The organism is Glutamicibacter sp. AOP38-B1-38 (assembly GCF_052377485.1).
Taxonomy (GTDB): domain Bacteria; phylum Actinomycetota; class Actinomycetes; order Actinomycetales; family Micrococcaceae; genus Glutamicibacter.
In genome coordinates, this window is the sequence record NZ_JBQSWU010000026.1 from 1 (window position 1) to 21,239 (window position 21,239).

Consider the following 21,239-nt stretch of genomic DNA (forward strand, 5'->3'; position numbering starts at 1 on the left):
CAGTTCACTAGCTCCCAGGCTCAGAAGCAGCCCAACCTTCTCTTCGATCCGTTGCCGGCGCAAGTGCGCGGGTTGCTTCCGCCCTAGGCCAACTTTCAGATCTAGATGAATCCGGTTCTTTGCGGTTTTCCCCTCCGGGACCTTTAGCATCGAAATTTGCGGGCCTTCCCCGGTGGGATCGCAAATCACTGCCCCGTCGTCCCATTCGTCCTCTGGCACATCGCAAGCGATAAGCCAGTCGGTCCAAGAAGTGAAACCTGGTGGCGGGGGAGCGTCCGCATAATCAAGCGCCACTTTCCAGAATTTCGCTTGATCCGCCGGTGCATTGCAGTCAAAGGTCAGTGCCCAAGTAATTGCCATAGGGTGATCGTAGCCCCGATGGATTGACTGCGCGGAGTCCATGGAATGTCCCGTCTGGTGCGGTTCGGCGGCTACAGCCATCGTGGAACTTGCTGGATGAACTGAGTGCAAAAGCGATGAAAAACGTTCAAATTTCCTGTTACTCACCTCACCTTTTTCGCTGATTTGCGCTAAAAAGAGACGTCAAGGCGGTAAATTCCGCGTAAATTCGCTGAAGTTGTTGATAATTGCCAGCAGGATGCCGATTTTGCATTTCGCGCGAACCCGTGTAAATTTATTTCTTGTGATCACGCAGGGATAACAAAAACCCAGCAACGATTCGCAAGATGTTGACTCAGGTGAAAAGGGATTTTCACTAGGTGTTCAACGGGGTATAGCTCAGCTTGGCTAGAGCGCGCGCTTTGGGAGCGTGAGGTCGCAGGTTCGAATCCTGTTACCCCGACTCGTGAAATAAGAACTTCGGTTTATATCTCATGAAATCGAGAACTAAATATAATTTAGCTCTGGTGATCACCGGGAACTGTGAAAAGTTGCTGGTATGCATCACAAACGATTAGTGGATAAAGGATAACTCAGGTTAGACTAATCACTGCTAATCGGGGTGTAGCTCAGCTTGGCTAGAGCGCGCGCTTTGGGAGCGTGAGGTCGCAGGTTCGAATCCTGTCACCCCGACTCTGTCGAATAACCCCGCAACGCCACCATGTTGCGGGGTTTTTTGCAGATCAGACCTAATTCTTAGACACTCAGGAGTACAACGCTGTGAAGAGCGCCGTCGAAAACGTCAACCCGACTCGGGTGAAACTGAACGTTGAGGTTCCTTATGAGGAACTGAAGCCCCGCGTCGATGAGGCGTACAAGACCATCGCTCAGCAGATTCAGGTTCCAGGCTTCCGCAAGGGCAAGGTTCCAACTCGCATGATCGATCAGCGCGTTGGTCGCGGTTACGTCATTGAAACCGCTGTGAACGAGGGGCTGAACGACTTCTATCAGAAGGCCATGGTCGAGCACGAGCTGACCCCGCTGTCTCGCCCAGAGGTTGACATCACCGAGCTTCCTTCCATCGAGAAGGAAGGCGAAGGCCAGCTGGTCTTCACCTTCGAAGTTGATATCCGTCCGAAGGTTGAACTGCCTGACTACAAGGGCATCGAGGTCTCCGTCGAGGCGAAGGAAGTTGCCGACGAAGATATCGAGAAGGCCCTTGACGACCTGCGCGGTCGCTTCGGCACCCTGAAGGATGTTGAAGCACCAGCAGCTGCAGATTCCTTCGTCACTCTCGACCTGACCGCTTCGGTTGAGGGCGAAGAGGTTGACGCTGCACAGGGCCTGTCCTACCAGGTGGGTTCGGGCAACATGCTTGAGGGCATGGACGAGGCTGTTACCGGCCTGTCCGCTGGCGAAGACGCAACCTTCGAGACCACCCTTGCCGGTGGCGAGCACGCAGGCAAGACCGCAACCGTCAACGTTGTCGTCTCCGCCGTGAAGTCGCGCGAACTGCCAGAAGCGAATGACGACTTCGCTCAGCTTGCTTCCGAATACGACACCATCGCTGAATTGCGCGAGTCGCTGTCCAACGATGCTGCTGAGGGCAAGATTGTCGAGCAGGGTGTTGAGGCCCGCGAGCTCGTCTTGGACAAGTTGGTCGAACTGATCGAGGTCCCTGTGCCTGCATCGGTGATCGAAGAGCAGATCGAGCAGCACTTCAACGCACCAGACGCTGAAGCTGACCACGACACCGAGGAGCACCGCGAAGAGGTTCGCGGGAACACCGAGCGTGCATTCAAGAACGAAATCATCCTTGACGCCGTCGCAGACGCCGAGGAAGTTGGCGTTGAGCAGTCCGAGTTGATCGACTACATCGTGCAGACCGCAGGTCAGTACGGCATGGAACCGAACCAGTTCGCACAGATGCTGGACGGCGCCGGTCAGGTCCCAATGCTGATGGGCGAAGTTCGCCGTCGCAAGGCACTTGCCAAGGTGCTGGAATTCGCAACCGTCACCGACTCGAACGGTGCCGCAGTGGATCTGACTTCCTTCGTGAAGCCAGCTGGCGAAGAAGAAGCTGTAGCGGTCGAGGAGACCACCGAGGCCAAGTAGTCCCCGGAATATAGATGGCCGCCTGCCAGCTTGGAAACAAGCTGGCAGGCGGCCATTTTTTGTTCGCTCTCGGTGTACTCATGCGCCGTGAGCGAAAACGGGGCATGAAACGCCCCAAGGCCGGGTTGAAGTCAGTAATCTCAAAGTAACCAGTTGCAGCTTTGAGATTCGAAATAGAGTTTCAAAATCTGATCTACACGTTTGGAAGAGGTAGAGAACATGTCAAATGATTCGCGCACTCCCACCATGGCCACCGTTGACCCGGCCGGCCGTGAGGATTACATCTACAACCGCCTGCTCAAAGAGCGCATCATCTGGCTGGGCTCCGAGGTCCGCGACGACAATGCGAACGCTATTTGCTCGCAGTTGCTGTTGCTTTCGGCGGAAGATCCTGAAAAGGACATCTACCTTTACATCAACTCTCCAGGTGGCTCCATCACCGCGGGCATGGCTATCTACGACACCATGCAGTACATTCCCAACGATGTCGTCACCGTTGCAACCGGCCTGGCCGCTTCGATGGGCCAGTTCCTGTTGTCCTCGGGCACTCCGGGCAAACGCTACGCTACGCCGAACGCCCGCATCCTGATGCACCAGCCTTCCGGCGGCATCGGCGGTACCGCCTCTGATATTAAGATCCAGGCCGAGCTGATCATGCACATGAAGAAGGTCATGAGCGACCTGACTGCCGAGCAGACCGGTCAGAGCGTTGAGCAGATCCTTATCGATAACCAGCGCGATAAGTGGTTCACCGCTGAAGAGGGCCTGAAGTACGGCTTCTACGATCAGATCGCCATGCATGCCGGCACGGTCACCGGTGGCGGCGGCGTCGATACCGCCAAGTAGTCGGTCTTACTCATCCGCCTGAATCCCAAAGATTTGTCCTAGGAGAAAACCATGAACTTCAATCCGGAAGCCATCAGCGGTCAGACGCCGTCGGCCCGCTACATCCTGCCACAGTTCGAAGAGCGCACCCCATACGGGTTCAAGCGCCAGGATCCATACGCCAAGCTGTTCGAAGATCGCATTATCTTCCTCGGCGCCCAGGTCGACGACGCGTCGGCAGATGACGTGATGGCACAGCTACTGGTGCTCGAATCCATGGACCCGGAGCGCGATGTCACCTTGTACATCAACTCACCGGGCGGCTCGTTCACCGCAATGACCGCGATCTATGACACGATCCAGTTCATTCGCCCAGAGGTGCAGACCGTTTGCCTCGGCCAGGCAGCCTCAGCAGCAGCTGTATTGCTGGCCGCCGGCACCCCGGGCAAGCGTCTGGCGCTGCCAAACGCCCGCGTGCTGATCCACCAGCCATCGATGGGCGGGGGCGAACGCGGTACCGCAACGGACCTGCAGATCCAGGCCGAAGAGGTAATGCGCATGCGCGCGTGGCTGGAAGAGACCATTGCCGGGCACTCGGGCCAGTCCGTGGAGAAGGTTCGCGACGACGTGGAGCGCGACCTATTCATGACTGCCGCCGACGCCAAGGAATATGGCATCGTTGACGAAGTACTTACCCCACGCAAGGTAAACCGCGCTCAGCTCGGTAACTAGGCCCTACGCGGAATAATCATTGAGTATTGGCGGTTTACCTTGTTGGTGCGTTCTCCACAAGAGGAGGACACCACACAGGTAGACCGCCATATTCAGCTAATTTTGGGGTTATCTGACCTAGAATTGGGATAGTCCACGGCAACTCAAGCAAACAGGAGATCGGTGCGATGGGACGAATGGGCGAAGGCTCGGATCTGTTGAAGTGTTCTTTCTGCGGAAAGAGCCAAAAGCAGGTTAAGAAGCTAATTGCAGGCCACGGAGTCTACATCTGTACTGAATGCATCGAACTGTGCAATGAAATCATTGCAGAGGAGTTTGCTGAAGAACAGGTCTCCGAAGATTTCTCGCTGCCAAAACCGCTTGAGATCTTCAACTCCCTAGAGGAGTACGTGATCGGCCAGGAGAACGCGAAGCGCGCACTGTCCGTAGCCGTGTACAACCACTACAAACGAATTCATGGCACCCAGGAGCATGCTCCGGTCGCTGCTTTAAACAGTGACAACCCACTGGACGATGTTGAGGTCTCAAAATCCAACATCATGTTGATAGGTCCCACCGGTTGCGGTAAGACCTATTTGGCGCAGTCACTGGCCAAAAAACTCAACGTTCCGTTCGCCGTTGCAGATGCGACCAGCCTGACCGAGGCTGGCTACGTTGGCGAAGACGTTGAAAACATTCTGCTCAAGTTAATCCAAGCCGCAGACTTCGATGTGAAGAAGGCCGAGACAGGCATTATCTACATCGACGAAATCGACAAGATCTCGCGAAAGAGCGAGAATCCGTCGATTACTCGCGATGTCTCGGGTGAAGGCGTCCAGCAGGCATTGCTGAAAATCCTTGAAGGTACCGTTGCCGCAGTCCCGCCACAGGGGGGACGCAAGCATCCGCATCAAGACTTCTTGCAGTTGGACACGACAAACATTTTGTTCATCGTAGCTGGTGCTTTTGCAGGGCTCGAAGAGATCATTTCCTCGCGCGCGGGACGTAAGGGAATCGGCTTCGGTGCGCCCTTGACCGCGCTGAAATCTGAAACCCCGTCGTACTCCGATGTTCGTCCTGAGGATCTGCTGAAATTCGGTTTGATACCCGAGTTTGTCGGGCGACTGCCGGTGATCACCACGGTCGAACACCTTGACCGCGAATCCCTGGTTCGGGTCTTGACTGAGCCCAAGAACGCTTTGGTCAAGCAATACCAAAAAATGTTCCGCATGGACGGTGTGGAGCTGAGCTTCGAACCGCAGGCATTGGATGCGGTCGCTGAGCTGGCCATCGAACGTGAAACTGGTGCTCGCGGGCTTCGTGCCATTTTGGAAGAGAGCCTTGGCGGGATCATGTTTGAACTGCCAAGCCTTGAAGAAATTGCCGAAGTGGTTGTCACCCGTGGCACGGTGATGAACCGTGAAGCACCGCTACTTCTTTCACACGAGGTCGCTGCCAAGCGAAACAAGAAGTCCGCATAGTTTAAAATCCCGCTGAGTTATCGGTAGAAAGTTGAGGGTTCATGCCCAAGCGCACTCAAGTTGATTTCTGGTTTGACCCAATTTGCCCCTTTGCCTGGGCGACTAGCCGCTGGATCAAGGAAGTTGAAAAGGTCCGCGACATCGACGTGAGCTGGAATGTTATGAGCTTATCGGTGCTCAACGAAGGACGGGAACTTCCGGAAGACTACCGCGCTTCCATGGATAAGTCTTGGGGACCGGTCCGCGTCGTGATCAAGGCCGCCCAAGATCATGGCGATCAAGTGATCGACAAGCTCTATACCGCCATGGGTGAACTTTTCCATCACGAGAAGGTTTCAGATCGTGACGAGGTGATCGCCCGGGCACTTGCGAAGGTAGGTCTGCCTGCCGAACTCGCAGATGCGGCGAATACCGATGAAAATGACGTTGCACTTCGCGCAAGCCACGAGGTAGGCATCTCCAAGGTCGGCCAAGATGTAGGAACGCCAATCATCGCTGTGGATGGTGTCGCCTTCTTTGGGCCGGTTATCACCCGTATTCCAACCGGAGAAGACGCAGGCAAGATGTTTGACGCTGCAGCGCAGCTTGCTTCATTCCCATACTTTTTCGAGATGAAGCGTAGTCGGACCGAAAGCCCAATCTTCGAATAATCCGGGTTTGCTTCCAACACCAAAGGGTCCAGCCAAAAATTTCTTGGCTGGACCCTTTTGTCTTTGGCAGGGGCTAAGCGATAGGTCCGGCTTCCCATGGCTCTTGCGCGGTTAGTTCGCGACGGATTATAAGTAACCCTGCGCATCTTGGGGGAGCGCTTTCACTGACTAGTCGTGAGTTAATGTTTCATTTCTTGCTAATTGTCCTGAAAAAATATATGTGAATCTTCTATGTAAATAATGTGAAGTGCGTCGCGGAGCTTTCATAAATTATTGCCGCTCCTCCTCAGAGTAGCTGGTTCAGTCGATCGGCAGTTGGGATTGGCGGTTCCCGGAAATTACTGGTGAGTAGCGAATGCAACCCCAAGGCAAAAGGCGCGCCCTGGTTTTCGGGGCCGTGATTGTCTCCCGCAGAAGTTATTAGTAGGAAAAAATCCGTTTCATATTTTTTGACGGTAGCGACAATGGACTGTCAAATTTCTTGTTGGAAACCCCTAGGTAATGCCTGAAAGATGTGTTTGACTAACTCCCACAGGTGCTTCGGCACATGCTTTCGATGGCGGCCCCCATCCGCCAGATAGGGAGAAATCGTGCAAGATAGATACGAAGATCGTGGTCCAAAGAAGGGCAAAAACAAGGGCAGAGCTTTCGCCGCGCTTTTGCTGGCCGGCGGACTCATCGGTGGAAGTGCATCGATGGCTATGGCTGCCCCCACAGCCCCCACGGACAAGATCGAGTCGACAAGCATTACCTTGTCGCAGGCGGAAAATGCAATGAGTTACTGGACTTCTGAGCGCATGGAAAACGCCAAGTCCGCTGACAGCCTCGCCCACGGTAAAGCAGCCTCAAACGCGCCACTGAAGGCGGGCAAATCAAAGAAGATTGCCGGCCAGGAAGCGCTGAAGCGCAACGAGAACGCCAACAAGCCGAAAAAGGGATCTGCAGTCACTCCGGTGTCCCATATCGGCAAGGTGTTCTTCACCCTCGGCGGATCTGATTACGTTTGCTCGGGCAACTCGGTTGTCTCGGCCAATGAATCGACCGTGTCCACTGCCGGCCACTGCGCCAATGAAGGACCGGGCGCCTTCGCAACTCGATGGGTGTTCGTTCCAGCCTATGAAAACGGCAACGCACCCTATGGCTCCTTCGCGGCTACCGAACTGGTCACCCCAACCCAGTGGAGCAACGGCGGAGACATCAGCTACGACACCGCCTTCGCGGTGGTCACCGACAACAGCGGGGTAAGCCTCGCAGATCAGGTTGGAGCTTCGGGCGTAGCCTTCAACCAGGCGCGCGGATTGAGCTACACAGCTTTCGGATACCCCGCCGCGACCCCGTTCAACGGTGAAACTTTGCAGTCCTGTAGTGGATCTGCCACTGATGATCCCTACGGACAGTCGCAGTCCCAAGGCATTCCCTGCGACATGACGGGCGGATCCTCCGGCGGCCCATGGTTCCTCGGCGGTTCCGATGGATACCAGAACTCCGTCAACAGCTTCGGTTACAGTGGAGTGCGTAACACGATGTTCGGCCCCTACTGGGGATCGGTCGTTGAGCAGGCATATAACGCAGCTCAGAACTAGCAGGACGTGATTTGGGCGGAATGTCAGTGACGACATTCCGCCCAAATCCGTTGAGGAGCAGGGGATGCAAGCAGAGGATGAAGCCGCTGGGGAATGTGCCAGCGAAAAGCGCACTAGGCAAAAGTTGGATCAAACGGTCAGCGAACAGCTTGCATATTTTAACGACATGCGAAAGCAGGATGCCAAGCCGATGCAGGTAGTAATACCAAGCCCAACCGGGCAAAGCAAGGATGAGGACGGCAACTGACCCTGTCGCTGGACATTCTGGTTAACGCGTGCTGCTCTCGATCCGACAGGTTCGAGAGCAGCACGCTAGGTATCGCCCGCAACGCGGCTACTTGGCTAGCTCACGAACGTGAAATTGAAGGGATACCTGTAAGAACGACCTGCCTGATACTCGTTCGGAGCATTAACTGCGGCCACGATGGCCACCACGAAGCAGATGAGGCCACCGAGCAGACCGATGACCCAGCCGACCACGGGCAGGAGCGCCAACAAGCCGATGATCGCGCGGATGATGCTGAAATTCAGGGTATCTCGATGGAAGTCTCGCACTATCGGATTGGTGCGTTCCTTGTCGATGATAAAGAAGATCAGCGCCGGGATAATGCCGAAGAATGCAGATAGCCAGCCGTTGAGCTGAATCCGTTGGAGGTTCTCATCCGGGTTTTGCCCCTGGTAGCCCTGCTGCGGGTCATTCACCTGTCCCGGATATGGTCCAGCCGGTTCTGAACTGGAAGGGGGCGTCGTTGATTCGCCAGGCGAGGGGGTCGAGCGATGGCCCTCGCTGAGCGGATCGGAGTCATTTGGGTCTTCCGGCGTGGTAGTCATGCGAGCCTCCCTGGAGAGCAGCTTGAATACGTAGTATGAGCGTACCCCTTGACTCTAAGGCATGAATAAATAATATCAAGGCGTTGAGAACCAACAAGCGACTTCGGCATCGTCTTCGAAGGTCGATTCGTGGAACGGCTCAGGCATGAAGAAGGCCGTCGAGAGAATCTCGACGGCCTTCTTCACACGCTGTTTTCGAAGACTAGGCTTCTTCTGCGGGAGCCAATTCCACGTTCACTACGCTCAGCTCGCCTTTGGCCTCAACCAAAGTCAGTTCGCGTGCGTTGCCGGCCGACTTGAGGTCGGCGAAGCCGGCCCGCAGCTGTTCAACCTGAACCGCCGGTGCATGGATCTCACCGGAGAGGACCTCGGTGCGCTGCTTGACCTTAGCGTCCGACTTGGCCTTGCGGATGCCAGAAAGTGCCATGCCGACGGTTGGGAGAACCGTTGCGTCGGCGCCTTCGGTAGCGGCCGTCAGGTGCGCGGAACTCGGCCACTGCGACAGGTGCACCGAACCGGTGCGCCACCAGCCCCAAACCTCTTCGGTAGCGAACGGCAGGAACGGTGCGAACAAACGCAGCACCGAATCCAAGGTCGTAGCCAGAGTTGCCAGGACGCTAGCCTGCTCCTCTGCACCATGACCGCCGTAGGCGCGATCCTTGACCAGCTCGACGTAATCGTCGGTGAATGACCAGAAGAAGGACTCGGTGATGTCCAAGGCACGGGCGTAGTCGTAATTCTCAAAGGCACGCTGTGCGTCCCGGATGACCGTGGACAGACGCAGAAGCAGCGAGCGGTCCAGGCCGTTGGCCACCACCGATGCGTCATCGGTGAGCACATTGGCCTCGGTGGCGCCCAGGTTCAAGACGAACTTCGAGGCGTTGAGAATCTTGATCGCCAAGCGGCGACCGATTTTCATCTGGTTGATCTCGTAGGCGGTGTCCGCGCCCAGCTTGGCGCTGGCTGCCCAGTAGCGCACGGCGTCAGAACCGAACTTCTCCAGAACCTCGTTCGGAACCACAACGTTGCCCTTGGACTTGGACATCTTCTTGCGATCTGGATCCAGGATCCAACCGGAGATGGCCGCATGCTTCCATGGGACATCGTTGTGCAGCGCATCTGCGCGCACGGCGGTGGAGAACAGCCAGGTGCGGATGATGTCGTGGCCCTGCGGGCGCAGATCGAAGGGATAGACCTTGGAGAAGAACTGGTCGTCGCGTCCCCAGCGGCCCGCGATCTGTGGAGTCAGCGAGCTGGTAGCCCAGGTATCGAGCACATCTGCGTCACCGATGAAGCCGCCGGCCACGCCGCGCTGATCCTCGGTGAATCCTGCCGGAGCGTCGGCAGCCGGGTCAACCGGAAGCTGCGCTATCTCGGGCAAGATCGGAGCATCGTAATCCGGTTCGCCCTGTTCGTCGACCTTGTACCAAACAGGTACCGGCACGCCGAAGAAGCGCTGGCGGGAAACCAGCCAGTCGCCATTTAGTCCCGAGACCCAGTTCTCGTAGCGCGAGCGCATGAACGAAGGATGGAAATCGATCTGCTCGCCGCGCGCGATCATCTGGGTGCGGCGCTCTTCGTCGCGCCCGCCATTGCGGATGTACCACTGACGCGAGGTGACGATCTCCAGTGGCTTGTCGCCCTTTTCAAAGAAGTTCACCGGACGGGAGACCTTCTTCGGCTCGCCATCGAGCAGATCCGCCTCGGTGAGCATCTTGACGACGCTTTCCTTGGCGGAGAATACGGTCTTGGCCGCGATCTCTGCGTAGGCGGCCTGGCCGGCTTCGGTGCTGATCCACTCCGGGGTGTCGGCCAGGATTCGGCCGTCTCGGCCGATGATGGCACGGGTTGGAAGCTGCAGTTCGCGCCACCAGGTGACGTCGGTCAGGTCGCCGAAGGTGCAGACCATGGCGATACCCGAACCCTTGTCTGGCTGGGCCAGCGGGTGCGGGTAGACGGTCACCGGTACGCCGAAGATTGGCGAGGTGACGGTCTTGCCGAAGAGGTGCTTGTAACGCTCGTCTTCGGGGTGGGCCACAAGACCTGCGCAGGCCGCGAGCAGCTCCGGGCGGGTGGTCTCGATGAAAACCTGCTCGCCGCCTTCGGCATTGAATGCGTAGCGGTAGTAGGCACCGGGCATTTCGCGGTCTTCGAGTTCCGCCTGGGCCACCGCGGTGCGGAAAGTAACATCCCACAGGGTAGGCGCCTCTGCCATGTAGGCATCGCCCTCCGCCAGGTTTTCCAGGAAGGCGCGCTGCGATACGGCGCGGGAATTGTCATCGATGGTGCGGTAGGTCATGCGCCAGTCCACGGACAGGCCCAAGGTGCTGAACAGGTGCTCGAAGACCTTCTCGTCTTCGACCGCCAATTCTTCGCAGAGTTCAATGAAGTTCTTGCGGCTCACCACATCCCAGTCGCGCTGGTTCTTCGCCGGGGACTCCGGCGGGCGGTAGCCCTCGATGTACGGCTTGGTCGGATCGCAGCGAACGCCATAGTAGTTCTGCACGCGACGCTCGGTGGGCAGGCCGTTGTCATCCCAGCCCAACGGGTAGAACACGTTCTTGCCGCTCATGCGCTGGAAGCGAGCCAACACGTCGGTCTGCGTGTAGGAGAACATGTGTCCTACGTGCAGGGAACCCGAAGCGGTCGGTGGGGGAGTGTCGATGGAGTAAACGGCCTCGCGGGTCGTGTCCTCGTTGAAGTGATAGGTGCCCTCGGTGCGCCACCGGGACGAAAGACGTTCCTCCAAGCCTTCCAAAGCGGGCTTGTCAGGAACGGAAACCGTTGCGGGCGTGTCTGTGCCCAAGTTGTCTTCTGCCATGGTTCCATTCTTCCATGCTTTGCCGGGGAGCCGGGCATTGTGATCCATGGTCTCGGCCACTTGACCAGCAACGCTGTGCACGGAGAGCGTCAACGGTCCAGAGCCAATAGTGCACTCGTCCCAGAAGAGTTTGCCTAGGCTTGGCCCAAGCCAGACAGGGCCGCCGGAGAACTAGAAACGCAGAAAGTCTTCGCGTAAGACAAATTCATCGCCGCACGCCCCGAAGCCGCGAAGTTCTAAGGTTGGGGTATGACTACTTCGCAAAATACTGAAATCTCCCGTTCGGCCCTCGTCACCGGCGCGTCCAGCGGCATCGGACAGGCAACGGTGCGCGCACTTCGCGCACAAGGCTGGAAGGTCTTCGCCGTGGCCCGCCGTGCCGAGCGGCTCAACGCCCTGGCCGCGGAGAGCGGTGCGATTGCCTTGGCCGCCGACGTGAGCGTGCAGTCCGAGGTGGACGCACTGGTGCTCAGCGTCGCCGAACAAGGCGGTGCGGACACGCTGGTGAACTGCGCAGGCGGCGCACGCGGCAGCGACTACTGGGCCGAGGCCAAAGACGAAGATTGGGAGTTCATGTGGCAGTCGAACGTCATGGGCACCATGCGGCTGACCCGAGCGCTGCTGCCGTCGCTGCGCACCACCGGTGGCACAATCCTGAATGTCACCTCCACCGCGGCATTGGCCAGCTACGAAGGCGGCAGCGGATATAACGCTGCAAAGTCGGCGCAGCGCGCCATGAGCCAGGCGTTGCGCCTGGAGGAAGTCGAAAACGGGATTCGCGTCATCGAGATCCTTCCGGGTCTGGTGCAGACCGAAGAATTCGCATTACGCCGGCTGGGAAGCAAAGAAGCCGCGGAGAACGTCTACGCCGGGGTCGCCGAACCATTGACCGCCGAAGACGTGGCCGAGGTGATCCGCTACGCGGTCAGCGCGCCGGCCCATGTGAACCTCGACGAAATCGTGATCCGCCCGCAGGCTCAGGCCGCCAATCACAAGCTGATCCGCAAGGGCTAGGACACCTAATATGGGACGAATACACGTACTTGCCGCTTCGCACGGCACCGATAATGAACGCGGCCAGCAGCTGATCCACGAGCTGCGCGCACAGCTCGAAGAGCTGGCACGCGCCGCCGGGCTCACCGAGCTGGTGTGGCATGAAGCCTATGTAGATGTCCAGCAGCCGCGGCTTCCCGAAGTGCTCGGCTCACTGCCCGCAGATGAACCGGCAGTGGTCTTGCCGCTGCTGGTGGCAGACGGAGTGCATACGACCTATGACATCGCCGGCGCGGTAGCGGCCAGAGCCAACACCACCGCGGCCGCCCCGCTTGGCTCCTTGCCGGATCTTGCCAAAGTCTTGGCGCAACGCGCGCAAGCTCATCTTGCAGAGCACCCAAGCGTTGTTCTAGCCGCGGCCGGAACCCGACTAGAAAAAGGCCAGCTACAGGTCCGGAAGCTGGCAGAACGGCTCTCGGTCGAGCTTGGACGCGAAGTGCAGGTCGCTTACTGCGCCGGCGCCAAGCCGCTGATCCAGGATCTGCTCTCCACCGAAATCCAGACACCGGTGCTCGTGCTGAGCGCGCTGCTCGCCGATGGTTTATTCCAAACGCGCCTCGCTAGCACGGGTGCCTCGGTGATCACAAGCCCGCTGTTGCCGGACGTCATGATCGCTAAATGTTTCTTCGTAAGACTCCAAGAGGCGCTCAAAGCGGCCGGTTGGCTTTCCTTAGATGACGAAGTTCATCGTGATTGAGTAAAGCGCGTTCATGTGACTACTCGTGGTTGCCAGCCCCCCGGGGCTGGTTTCTACGCTGGCTTACATGACGCAATCAACCGCACCCGTTCGCCCCAAGCGGGCAGCTAAACCTCAAGGCCAATGGAAGATCGACGGCCACGAGCCGTTGAACCATAACGAGGAACTCAAAGCCGCCGACGACGGACTGAACGTCCGCGAACGTATCGAACAGATCTACGCGCTCAAAGGCTTCGACTCGATAGATCCAGATGACCTGCACGGTCGTTTCCGTTGGTGGGGCCTATACACTCAACGTGCCCAGGGCATTCCCGGCGGGAAGACCGCCACCCTTGAGCCGCACGAACTTGAAGACAAGTACTTCATGCTTCGAGTGCGCATCGACGGCGGGGCGCTGAGCACCGAGCAGCTGCGCGTCATCGCCGGGATCTCCACCGAATTCGCCCGCGACACGGCCGACTTCACCGACCGGCAGAATATTCAGCTGCACTGGGTCGATGTGGTTGATGTGCCCGAAATCTGGCGCCGCCTCGAAGCGGTGGGCCTGAACACCACCGAAGCCTGCGGAGACGTCCCGCGCGTCATCCTGGGCTCGCCGGTGGCCGGCATCGCCAAGAATGAGATCATCGACCCCACCCCGGTGATCCAAGAGATCGCCCGACGCTATGTGGGCAACCCGGAATTCTCTAATCTGCCACGCAAGTACAAGACCGCCATTACCGGTCATCCGAATCAGGATGTCGTCCATGAGATCAACGACTTCGCGCTGATCGGCGTCGTGCACCCGGAACTCGGTGCAGGATATGACCTCTGGGTGGGCGGCGGATTATCTGCCAACCCGCGACTTGGCGAACGCCTCGGCACCTTCGTCAGCGAAGCAAAGGCGGCCGAAGTATGGGAGGGCGTCACCTCCATATTCCGCGACTACGGTTTCCGCCGCCTGCGCAACCGGGCCCGCTTGAAGTTCCTGCTCGCCGATTGGGGAACCGAGAAGTTCCGCCAGGTCCTCCAGGACGAATACCTCGGCTATGAGCTTCCAGATGGCCCGCCGGCGGTCAAACCGGAAGAATCAGGGGACCACTCCGGAGTGCATGAGCAAAAGGACGGCCGGTTCTATATCGGGCTCACCCCACCGGTGGGCCGGGTCTCGGGAAGCATCCTGAACAAGCTCGCAGACCTCGTCGAAGCAGCCGGATCCACCAGGCTGCGCACCACCCCGCACCAAAAGGTGATCGCCCTGGATATTCCCGCAGACCAGGTCGATGCCTTCACCATTGCGGTGCAGGAACTGGGGCTGGACCCCTTTCCCGGGCTGATCAAGCGCTCGGCCATCGCCTGCACCGGCATCGAATTTTGCAAACTGGCCATCGTCGACACCAAAGACACCACCATCGACGCGGTCAAAAAAATCGAGTCAAGGCTAGCGGACCACGAGGGAAAGCTTCCCAAGGCCCTGTCCCTGCATGTCAACGGCTGCCCGAACTCCTGCGCCCGAATCCAGACCGCAGACATCGGGCTGAAAGGACAGCTGATTACCAACGCCGAAGGCGAACAGGTCTCCGGATTCCAGGTGCACCTCGGCGGAACGCTGGCCGGCTTTGAGAACGGCGAGGCAGGACTCGGCCGCACCGTGCGCGGGCTGAAGGTCGCCGCCGACGAGCTGCCCGAATACGTGGAACGCGTCGTCAAAAGCTATTCAACCCACGCCGAGGAGAACGAGTCATTCGCCGCCTGGGCACACCGCGCGGAGGAGGAGAAACTGGTATGAGCACCGTACAGCGCAGCGAAGCTGAGCTCCGGCGGATCGCCGCACTGGGGGCCGAAGAACTTGGCTGGGACGCAACCGCCGAACAGGTCATCAAATTCGCGGCCACGCACTTTGAACTACGCGAGATTGCGGTGGCTTGTTCCATGGCCGACGCGGTACTCCCGCACCTGGTCTCCGAAACGATTCCAGAGGTGGACGTGCTGTTCCTGGAAACCGGGTACCACTTCGCCGAAACCATTGCGACCCGCAACGAGGTCGCCCGGGCCCTGCCGGTACGCATCATCGACGTCCTGCCCGAGCTCACCGTGGCAGAGCAAGACGCCAAATTCGGCAAGGAGCTATTCGCCCGCGATGCAGCGTCCTGCTGCCAGATGCGAAAGATGGATCCCCTGAAGAACGCCCTGAACGGCTACGGGGCTTGGTTCACCGGGGTGCGCCGCGACGAGGCACCCACCAGAGTGAACACCCCGCTGGTGGCCTTCGACGAAGCCCACGGGCTGGTGAAGTTCAACCCGCTGGCCGCCTGGACCTTTGAGGAGCTCATCGGCTACGCCACGGAGCACTCGGTTCCGGTGAATATGCTGCTCGCCCACGGGTATCCATCCATTGGCTGCCAACCATGCACCCGGCCGGTGGCCGAAGGCGAAGACCCCCGCGCAGGTCGCTGGGCGGGGCTGGCGAAAACCGAATGCGGCATACACATCTAGTCGAGGAGAGAAGCAAATGACCATTACAGCCAACGCGCCCACCCAAGCGCGGCGCAGCGTCCTTGACGCCTTAGAAGCCGAATCAATTCACATCATCCGCGAGGTGCTCGCCGAATTCGAAAATCCCGGATTGCTGTTCTCCGGAGGAAAAGACTCGGTAGTCGTACTGCACCTGCTAGCCAAGGCCGTGTTCCCCGCCCGAGTGCCGATCCCGGTTGTGCATATCGACACCGGCCACAACTTCGGCGAGGTACTCAGATTCCGTGACCAGGTGGTGGCCCGCTACGGACTGAACCTGGTTGTCGGCTCGGTGCAGGAATATATTGACCGCGGCGAATTGACCGAGCTGGCCGATGGCACGCGCAACCGGTTGCAGACCCGGGTGCTGCTGGACACCATCGAGGCCAACCGCTTCGACGTCGTCTTCGGCGGGGCCCGCCGCGACGAAGACAAGGCCCGCGCCAAGGAACGCATCTTGTCCCTCCGCGATGAATTCGGGGTGTGGGATCCGCGCAACCAGCGCCCGGAAATCTGGAGCCTGTACAACGGACGGCACGCCCCCGGTGGACATGTGCGCGCCTTCCCGATCTCCAACTGGACCGAACGCGACATCTGGGCCTATATCGAGCAGGAACAGATCGAGCTGCCACCCATCTACTTCGCCCATAAGCGCCAGGTCTTCGAACGCGACGGCATGTGGCGGGCGGTCACCTCCGTCTCGCAGCCGGCCAAGGGAGAGATCGTGAGCATCCGGCAGGTGCGCTACCGCACCGTGGGAGACGCAAGCTGCACCGGCGCGGTGCTCTCCGCGGCGGATACGGTGCCCAAGGTACTGGATGAACTAGCCCTGGCAACCTTGACCGAACGCGGCGCCACCCGTGCAGATGACCGAATTTCCGCTGCGGGAATGGAAGACCGCAAGACCGAAGGGTACTTCTAAAATGACCACCACACTGCTCCGCATCGCCACCGCAGGCTCGGTAGACGACGGAAAATCAACGCTTGTGGGCCGGCTGCTGCATGACGCCAAAGCCATCCTCGCCGACTCGCTGGACGACATCGCCCGGACCAGCGCCGAACGCGGCTTCGGGGGAGAAACTCCGGCCCTGGACCTGGCGCTGGTCACCGACGGACTGCGTGCCGAACGGGAACAGGGCATCACCATCGACGTGGCCTACCGGTACTTCTCCACCCAGAACCGCTCCTTCATCCTGGCCGACTGCCCGGGCCACGTGCAGTACACGCGCAATACCGTCACCGGGGCATCCACCGCGGATGCGGCGATCGTGCTGGTCGACGCGCGGCACGGAGTGCTGGAGCAAACCCGCCGGCACCTCGGGGTGCTTGCCTTGCTGCGGGTGCCGCAGCTGGTGGTGGCCGTGAACAAGATGGATCTGGTCGGCTGGGACGAACAACGCTTCAGCGACATCGAAACCGACATTCTGCAGATCGCCGCCGGCCTTGGCATCACGCAGAGCGCGGTCATCCCGGTCTCGGCACTGAACGGCGATAACATCGTCGACGCTTCGGCGCTCAGCGACTGGTATGCCGGCCCTACCCTGCTCGGGCTCCTCGAAGGTCTCGAACCGGGCAGCGGCCAGGGCGCCGGCCGGCTCGATGTCCAGTACGTCATCCGCCCGCAGGGGGCGCTTGCCGCCGGACTGGACGCCGAAGAATACCGCGACTTCCGCGGTTACGCCGGCACCCTGGTCGACGGGGGACTGTCGGTCGGCGATTCGGTAGCCATCCTGTCCAACGGCCAGCCGGCCAGCAGCCGGATCAAGGCCATCCGAACCCCGGCCGGCATGGTGGACACCGCGCTCGCCGGAGACGCGGTCGTCGTGCAGCTGAGCGAAGAGATCGATATTGCCCGCGGCGACACGATCATCGCCGGGGAGCTCGATGCCGCGGTGCGCGAGATCGAAGCCAATATTTGCGTGCTGGCTCCGGCCAAGCTCACCGCCGGACAGCAGCTGCTCATCAAGCACGGCACGAAGGTAGCCAAGGCGAAGATCCAAAGCCTGGATCACGTGATCAACGTGGCCGACTTCTCGCGCAGCGCGGCCACCGAGCTGAATCTGAACGACCTGGCTCGCGTGACGGTGCGCAGTTCGGCGGCCTTGGCCGTCTCCGAGTACCAAGACTCACGCACCGCCGGTTCATTCCTGCTGATCGATCCGAGCAGCGGGCAGACCTTGGCAGCGGGAATTATCGAGGCCCAGAATGCAGCCGCCTGAGCACCAATCCTCCGAACGCCAACGCTTCACCTCGCTGGTTGAGCAGCCCAATCACCGGGCGCGTTTTGCCGGGGTTGTGCTCGTTGGAGTGCTGGCGGCATTGGCGCTGACCACGACCGTCGTTCCGCCGCCGAGCACGGAACGAAGTTCGGTGGCCGGCCCGAGTCCGGCAGCGGAGTTGCGCCTGGGGTACTTTGCCAATGTCACCCATGCCCCGGCGCTCATCGCCGACCGGCGCGGCATCTTGGAATCGGCGCTGGAGACGGATTCCACGGCGTTGGAGACGCAAATCTTCAATGCCGGTCCGGCGGCCATCGAAGCGCTTAATAGCGGGGCGCTGGACGCAGCCTATCTGGGGCCGGCTCCGGCGCTCAATAGCTATCTGTCCAGTGGTGGATCCTCGTTGCAGGTCGTCGCCGGGGCAACGAATGGGGGAGCGAGCCTGGTGGTTTCCGAAGATATTGCTTCGGTTCAACAGCTGGCCGGTACCGAGCTTGCCACGCCGCAGTTCGGCGGGACCCAGGATGTGGCCTTGCGGAACTACCTGCAAGAACGCGGGATCCAAGACTCGGTGACCGTGACACCAAGCTCGAATGGCACGGTTCCCCAGTTATTCGCTCGCGAGGCCATCGATGGAGCGTGGCTTCCGGAACCGCATGCTTCGCTGCTCGTCGAGCAATACGGCGCCCACCGGCTGGTGGACGAGGCGACGCTGTGGCCCGATGGCAAGTTCCCGACGACCGTATTAGTGGTCAACCAAGACTTCTTGGAAGAACACCCGCAAACGGTCAAGGAACTGGTTGCCGCCAACGCCGAAGCCATCGGCTGGTTGAACTCGGCCGAACCCGCCGAACGTCTGGCCGCGGTGCAGGAAGCCTTGACCGGGATCAACGGGAGCAGCCTGCCGGATACGGTTATCGGTGCGGCGCTTGGCGAGGTCGGATTCGATGAGAATCCGTTGGAAAGCACCTTCCCGACGCTGATGGAGCACCTCGAATCCGTAGGCTTGGGCGATTCTGGAGATCTTTCCAAGATCGTAAACGACCAATGGATCGGGACAGACTGATGGGTGTGGAACTCCACGAAGTTTCGCTGAGCTATGATGGCGCGGATCTGGTGATAGAGAATCTCAGCGCACAGATCGAAGACGGTGAATTCATTGCCATCCTCGGGGCCTCGGGCTGCGGTAAATCCTCGCTGCTGAACCTGATTGCCGGACTGCTCCAGCCCACCTCCGGGTGGCTCGAAGTCCCCAAAGACGGCGCCGCCTTCATGTTCCAAGATGCAAATCTGCTCCCGTGGCTCAGCGCAGCGGAGAACATTTCGCTGGCGTTGAAACTTGGGGGATACCCGGCCGAGCAACGTGAGGTGCGAGTTGCGGAACTGCTCCGACTGGTGCAGTTGGGGCAAGCCGGAAAGAAAAAGCCGCATGAACTCTCCGGCGGCATGCGGCAGCGTGTGGCGCTGGCACGGGCCCTCGCCCAGGACCGCCAGGTGCTGCTGATGGACGAACCGTTCGCCGCGTTGGATGCGATCACCCGAGACATGCTGCATGAAGAATTGCGGAATCTCTGGCAGCAGACGGGCAAGACAATCATCTTCGTCACCCACAATGTGCGCGAAGCGATTCGGCTGTCCGGCCGGATCTTGGTGCTTTCTTCCCATCCGGGGCGAATCCTGGAGACCCGGCGCATCTCCACCCAATTAAGAAACGACCCCGCCCAGTCGGCCGCCCTCGCCGATGAGCTCACAACGATCCTCAGGAAGGAGCAGCGAAAGCATGAGCACTTTGACTCAGCGAGCTAGCCGGCCAGCGGCCAAAGCCGCGCGCCAGGGCAGGGCGAAGAAATCATTGGATGCGGTCATCGCGCCAATCATCACGGTGGTTGTGCTCATTAGCCTGTGGCAGATTGCTTCGTGGGCTGTTCCTATCCGTGAAGACCTCTTCCCAGGCCCCGGAGCCGTTGCCGCGAAACTGCCTGAGATGCTGGCCAACGGATCGCTGGCTGCTGCCGTGGGTACCTCGCTGTTTCGAGCGTTGACGGGATTTCTGCTCGCGGTAGTCATCGCGACTCCGGTTGCCTTGCTGCTGGCCCATCAGCCACTGGCCCGCCAGGGCATTGGGCCGCTGATCTCGGCCATGCAGGTGCTTCCATCCATTGCCTGGGTTCCGGCGGCCATCATTCTGTTCGGGTTGAGCAATGCGACCATCTATACGGTTCTCTTGCTGGGCGCGGTTCCCTCGATTATTAACGGGTTGCTCTCCGGAATCGACCTGATCCCGCGGCAGTACCGGGCGCTGTCCACGGTGCTCGGCGCAAACAAACGCCAGCATATCTGGCATGTTGAACTGCCTGCCGCATTGCCAGGATATGTTGCCGGGCTCCGGCAAGGGTGGGCTTTCGCCTGGCGGTCATTGATGGCCGCGGAACTCATCGCAGTGGGCGGATCGCTGGCACTCGGGGTGGGCTCGTTGCTGCAACGAGGTCGCGACCTGGCAGACCTGCCCTTGGTGATGTTGGTCATATTGGTGATCTTGCTCGTCGGCGTACTCATCGAACTTTTATGCTTTGCCCCCTTGGAGCGCAAGCTCTTGCGCGACCGGGGAATGAATCGAACTGGAGGAAATAATGGCTAAGGGAAAAATAACCCTGATTGGTGGCGGCCCGGGGGATCCCGAGCTGATCACCGTGGCCGGATATAAGGCACTTTTGGCAGCGGATGTGGTGCTCGCCGATCGGCTTGGTCCCACCGCGCTGTTGGCGGACCTTGCCGAGGGCGTCAAAGTTATTGATGTCGGAAAAGCCCCCGGTTGCCACGTCAAAACACAGGATGAAATCAACGAACTACTAGTCAAGTACGCTTCCGAAGGGCTTGATGTGGTTCGCTTGAAGGGCGGCGACCCGTTCGTTCTGGGCCGCGGCGGTGAAGAAATGCTATTCGCCGCGGAGCATGGAATTTCGACTCGTGTCATTCCGGGAATCACCAGTTCCATTTCGGTGCCTGCCGCGGCGGGAATTCCGGTGACGCATCGGGGCGTGGCTGCCGGGTTCACGGTGATCAGCGGCCATGACGATCTCACCGACGTCCCGCTGCGCGCCGATCACACGCTGGTAGTGCTGATGGGGGTGTCTAATCTGCCACAAATCGTTGAGACTTTGCTTACCCGTGGCTTAGCGTCAAGTACGCCAATTGGGATAGTTGAGCGAGGTTACTCACAGACGCAGCGGACAACTATCGGTACGCTAGAAGAGATTGTAGTGCGCGCCCGCAAGGCCGCCGTGGCGAATCCGGCCGTCATCGTGATCGGTGACGTTGTTCGTCTGGCACCTGAAGCTTCAACCCAGTTGGTTGGACTTCAGCCGCTGGACACCGTCGACGCCGCAGCGTCGGCCTCATTCGCTGACTAAGAAAGTAGATG

The 21,239-nt window shown here is 59.5% G+C and carries 20 protein-coding genes and 2 tRNA genes; 19 read left to right on the forward strand and 3 right to left on the reverse strand.

The genetic code is table 11. The features are described 5' to 3' along the window. Positions 1 to 507: VOC family protein (locus tag ACT3TP_RS14490; protein WP_444620874.1), on the reverse strand; the 507-nt coding region annotated here is incomplete at its 3' end. Between the two features lie 220 nt (positions 508 to 727). Here ACT3TP_RS14490 and ACT3TP_RS14495 point away from each other — a divergent pair. From ACT3TP_RS14495 to ACT3TP_RS14535, 9 genes are all read left to right on the forward strand, one after another. After that, a tRNA-Pro gene (locus ACT3TP_RS14495) sits at positions 728 to 802 on the forward strand. Between the two features lie 155 nt (positions 803 to 957). Beyond that, positions 958 to 1,032 (forward strand) — tRNA-Pro (locus ACT3TP_RS14500). 87 nt (positions 1,033 to 1,119) lie between these two features. Next, a complete protein-coding gene (tig, locus tag ACT3TP_RS14505; protein WP_096285074.1) occupies positions 1,120 to 2,454 on the forward strand; it encodes a trigger factor in 1,335 nt (444 codons plus the stop codon). Positions 2,455 to 2,700: 246 nt separating this feature from the next. After that, positions 2,701 to 3,300: an ATP-dependent Clp protease proteolytic subunit gene (locus tag ACT3TP_RS14510; protein ID WP_096285303.1), complete on the forward strand. Its 600-nt coding sequence runs from the start codon at positions 2,701 to 2,703 to the stop codon at positions 3,298 to 3,300. Between the two features lie 51 nt (positions 3,301 to 3,351). Then, positions 3,352 to 4,011 carry an ATP-dependent Clp protease proteolytic subunit gene (locus tag ACT3TP_RS14515; protein ID WP_096285072.1) on the forward strand — a complete coding sequence of 220 codons (660 nt, stop codon included), beginning with the start codon at positions 3,352 to 3,354 and terminating at the stop codon, positions 4,009 to 4,011. Between the two features lie 167 nt (positions 4,012 to 4,178). Continuing rightward, positions 4,179 to 5,471 (forward strand): ATP-dependent Clp protease ATP-binding subunit ClpX, encoded by a 1,293-nt coding sequence (clpX, locus tag ACT3TP_RS14520; protein WP_096285070.1) that lies wholly within the window; start codon positions 4,179 to 4,181, stop codon positions 5,469 to 5,471. A gap of 41 nt (positions 5,472 to 5,512) precedes the next feature. Beyond that, positions 5,513 to 6,121, forward strand: a complete 609-nt coding sequence (locus ACT3TP_RS14525; protein WP_096285068.1) for a mycothiol-dependent nitroreductase Rv2466c family protein — start codon at positions 5,513 to 5,515, stop codon at positions 6,119 to 6,121. Between the two features lie 590 nt (positions 6,122 to 6,711). Next, the gene (locus ACT3TP_RS14530) at positions 6,712 to 7,704 is read left to right on the forward strand and encodes a trypsin-like serine peptidase (RefSeq protein WP_096285066.1); all 993 of its coding nucleotides are present in this window, start codon (positions 6,712 to 6,714) and stop codon (positions 7,702 to 7,704) included. Positions 7,705 to 7,768: 64 nt separating this feature from the next. Next, positions 7,769 to 7,951 (forward strand): hypothetical protein, encoded by a 183-nt coding sequence (locus ACT3TP_RS14535; protein ID WP_096285064.1) that lies wholly within the window; start codon positions 7,769 to 7,771, stop codon positions 7,949 to 7,951. Positions 7,952 to 8,046: 95 nt separating this feature from the next. On the opposite strand, the gene ACT3TP_RS14540 is transcribed toward ACT3TP_RS14535, so the two are convergent. Continuing rightward, positions 8,047 to 8,535 (reverse strand): DUF4870 domain-containing protein, encoded by a 489-nt coding sequence (locus ACT3TP_RS14540; protein WP_096285062.1) that lies wholly within the window; start codon positions 8,533 to 8,535, stop codon positions 8,047 to 8,049. 202 nt (positions 8,536 to 8,737) lie between these two features. Continuing rightward, positions 8,738 to 11,356, reverse strand: a complete 2,619-nt coding sequence (gene valS, locus ACT3TP_RS14545; RefSeq protein ID WP_096285060.1) for a valine--tRNA ligase — start codon at positions 11,354 to 11,356, stop codon at positions 8,738 to 8,740. 249 nt (positions 11,357 to 11,605) lie between these two features. Between valS and ACT3TP_RS14550 the strand changes: the two genes are divergently transcribed. The 10 genes from ACT3TP_RS14550 (at position 11,606) to cobA (ending at position 21,228) form a co-directional block, all read left to right on the forward strand. After that, the gene (locus ACT3TP_RS14550) at positions 11,606 to 12,370 is read left to right on the forward strand and encodes an SDR family oxidoreductase (protein WP_096285058.1); all 765 of its coding nucleotides are present in this window, start codon (positions 11,606 to 11,608) and stop codon (positions 12,368 to 12,370) included. 10 nt (positions 12,371 to 12,380) lie between these two features. After that, positions 12,381 to 13,106, forward strand: a complete 726-nt coding sequence (locus tag ACT3TP_RS14555) for a sirohydrochlorin chelatase (RefSeq protein ID WP_444620875.1) — start codon at positions 12,381 to 12,383, stop codon at positions 13,104 to 13,106. Positions 13,107 to 13,173: 67 nt separating this feature from the next. After that, on the forward strand, positions 13,174 to 14,874 hold the full coding sequence (locus tag ACT3TP_RS14560) for a nitrite/sulfite reductase (RefSeq protein WP_444620876.1): 1,701 nt from the start codon (positions 13,174 to 13,176) through the stop codon (positions 14,872 to 14,874). After that, entirely contained in the window at positions 14,871 to 15,581 is a 711-nt protein-coding gene (locus ACT3TP_RS14565) for a phosphoadenylyl-sulfate reductase (protein WP_444620877.1), read from the forward strand. The genes ACT3TP_RS14560 and ACT3TP_RS14565 overlap by 4 nt, the downstream gene beginning before the upstream one ends. 16 nt (positions 15,582 to 15,597) lie before the next feature. After that, a complete protein-coding gene (cysD, locus tag ACT3TP_RS14570; protein ID WP_096285050.1) occupies positions 15,598 to 16,521 on the forward strand; it encodes a sulfate adenylyltransferase subunit CysD in 924 nt (307 codons plus the stop codon). 1 nt (position 16,522) lies between these two features. After that, positions 16,523 to 17,818: a sulfate adenylyltransferase subunit 1 gene (locus ACT3TP_RS14575; protein WP_444620878.1), complete on the forward strand. Its 1,296-nt coding sequence runs from the start codon at positions 16,523 to 16,525 to the stop codon at positions 17,816 to 17,818. Continuing rightward, positions 17,805 to 18,884 carry an ABC transporter substrate-binding protein gene (locus tag ACT3TP_RS14580; RefSeq protein ID WP_444620879.1) on the forward strand — a complete coding sequence of 360 codons (1,080 nt, stop codon included), beginning with the start codon at positions 17,805 to 17,807 and terminating at the stop codon, positions 18,882 to 18,884. Before ACT3TP_RS14575 ends, ACT3TP_RS14580 begins: the two co-directional genes overlap by 14 nt. Beyond that, entirely contained in the window at positions 18,884 to 19,624 is a 741-nt protein-coding gene (locus ACT3TP_RS14585) for an ABC transporter ATP-binding protein (RefSeq protein ID WP_444620880.1), read from the forward strand. Before ACT3TP_RS14580 ends, ACT3TP_RS14585 begins: the two co-directional genes overlap by 1 nt. After that, the gene (locus tag ACT3TP_RS14590; RefSeq protein ID WP_444620881.1) at positions 19,599 to 20,456 is read left to right on the forward strand and encodes an ABC transporter permease; all 858 of its coding nucleotides are present in this window, start codon (positions 19,599 to 19,601) and stop codon (positions 20,454 to 20,456) included. Before ACT3TP_RS14585 ends, ACT3TP_RS14590 begins: the two co-directional genes overlap by 26 nt. Next, entirely contained in the window at positions 20,449 to 21,228 is a 780-nt protein-coding gene (cobA, locus tag ACT3TP_RS14595; RefSeq protein ID WP_444620882.1) for a uroporphyrinogen-III C-methyltransferase, read from the forward strand. Before ACT3TP_RS14590 ends, cobA begins: the two co-directional genes overlap by 8 nt. Positions 21,229 to 21,239: the final 11 nt, after the last annotated feature.

Excerpts from the sequence above, each read along its gene's own strand:
- ACT3TP_RS14510 (WP_096285303.1), top strand. The coding sequence starts at position 2,701 with ATGGCCACCGTTGACCCGGCCGGCCGTGAGGATTACATCTACAACCGC.
- ACT3TP_RS14515 (WP_096285072.1), top strand. The coding sequence starts at position 3,352 with ATGAACTTCAATCCGGAAGCCATCAGCGGTCAGACGCCGTCGGCCCGC.
- clpX (WP_096285070.1), top strand. The coding sequence starts at position 4,179 with ATGGGACGAATGGGCGAAGGCTCGGATCTGTTGAAGTGTTCTTTCTGC.
- ACT3TP_RS14525 (WP_096285068.1), top strand. The coding sequence starts at position 5,513 with ATGCCCAAGCGCACTCAAGTTGATTTCTGGTTTGACCCAATTTGCCCC.
- ACT3TP_RS14535 (WP_096285064.1), top strand. The coding sequence starts at position 7,769 with ATGCAAGCAGAGGATGAAGCCGCTGGGGAATGTGCCAGCGAAAAGCGC.
- ACT3TP_RS14540 (WP_096285062.1), bottom strand. The coding sequence starts at position 8,535 with ATGACTACCACGCCGGAAGACCCAAATGACTCCGATCCGCTCAGCGAG.
- valS (WP_096285060.1), bottom strand. The coding sequence starts at position 11,356 with ATGGCAGAAGACAACTTGGGCACAGACACGCCCGCAACGGTTTCCGTT.
- ACT3TP_RS14550 (WP_096285058.1), top strand. The coding sequence starts at position 11,606 with ATGACTACTTCGCAAAATACTGAAATCTCCCGTTCGGCCCTCGTCACC.
- ACT3TP_RS14555 (WP_444620875.1), top strand. The coding sequence starts at position 12,381 with ATGGGACGAATACACGTACTTGCCGCTTCGCACGGCACCGATAATGAA.
- ACT3TP_RS14560 (WP_444620876.1), top strand. The coding sequence starts at position 13,174 with ATGACGCAATCAACCGCACCCGTTCGCCCCAAGCGGGCAGCTAAACCT.
- ACT3TP_RS14565 (WP_444620877.1), top strand. The coding sequence starts at position 14,871 with ATGAGCACCGTACAGCGCAGCGAAGCTGAGCTCCGGCGGATCGCCGCA.
- cysD (WP_096285050.1), top strand. The coding sequence starts at position 15,598 with ATGACCATTACAGCCAACGCGCCCACCCAAGCGCGGCGCAGCGTCCTT.
- ACT3TP_RS14575 (WP_444620878.1), top strand. The coding sequence starts at position 16,523 with ATGACCACCACACTGCTCCGCATCGCCACCGCAGGCTCGGTAGACGAC.
- ACT3TP_RS14580 (WP_444620879.1), top strand. The coding sequence starts at position 17,805 with ATGCAGCCGCCTGAGCACCAATCCTCCGAACGCCAACGCTTCACCTCG.
- ACT3TP_RS14585 (WP_444620880.1), top strand. The coding sequence starts at position 18,884 with ATGGGTGTGGAACTCCACGAAGTTTCGCTGAGCTATGATGGCGCGGAT.
- ACT3TP_RS14590 (WP_444620881.1), top strand. The coding sequence starts at position 19,599 with ATGAGCACTTTGACTCAGCGAGCTAGCCGGCCAGCGGCCAAAGCCGCG.
- cobA (WP_444620882.1), top strand. The coding sequence starts at position 20,449 with ATGGCTAAGGGAAAAATAACCCTGATTGGTGGCGGCCCGGGGGATCCC.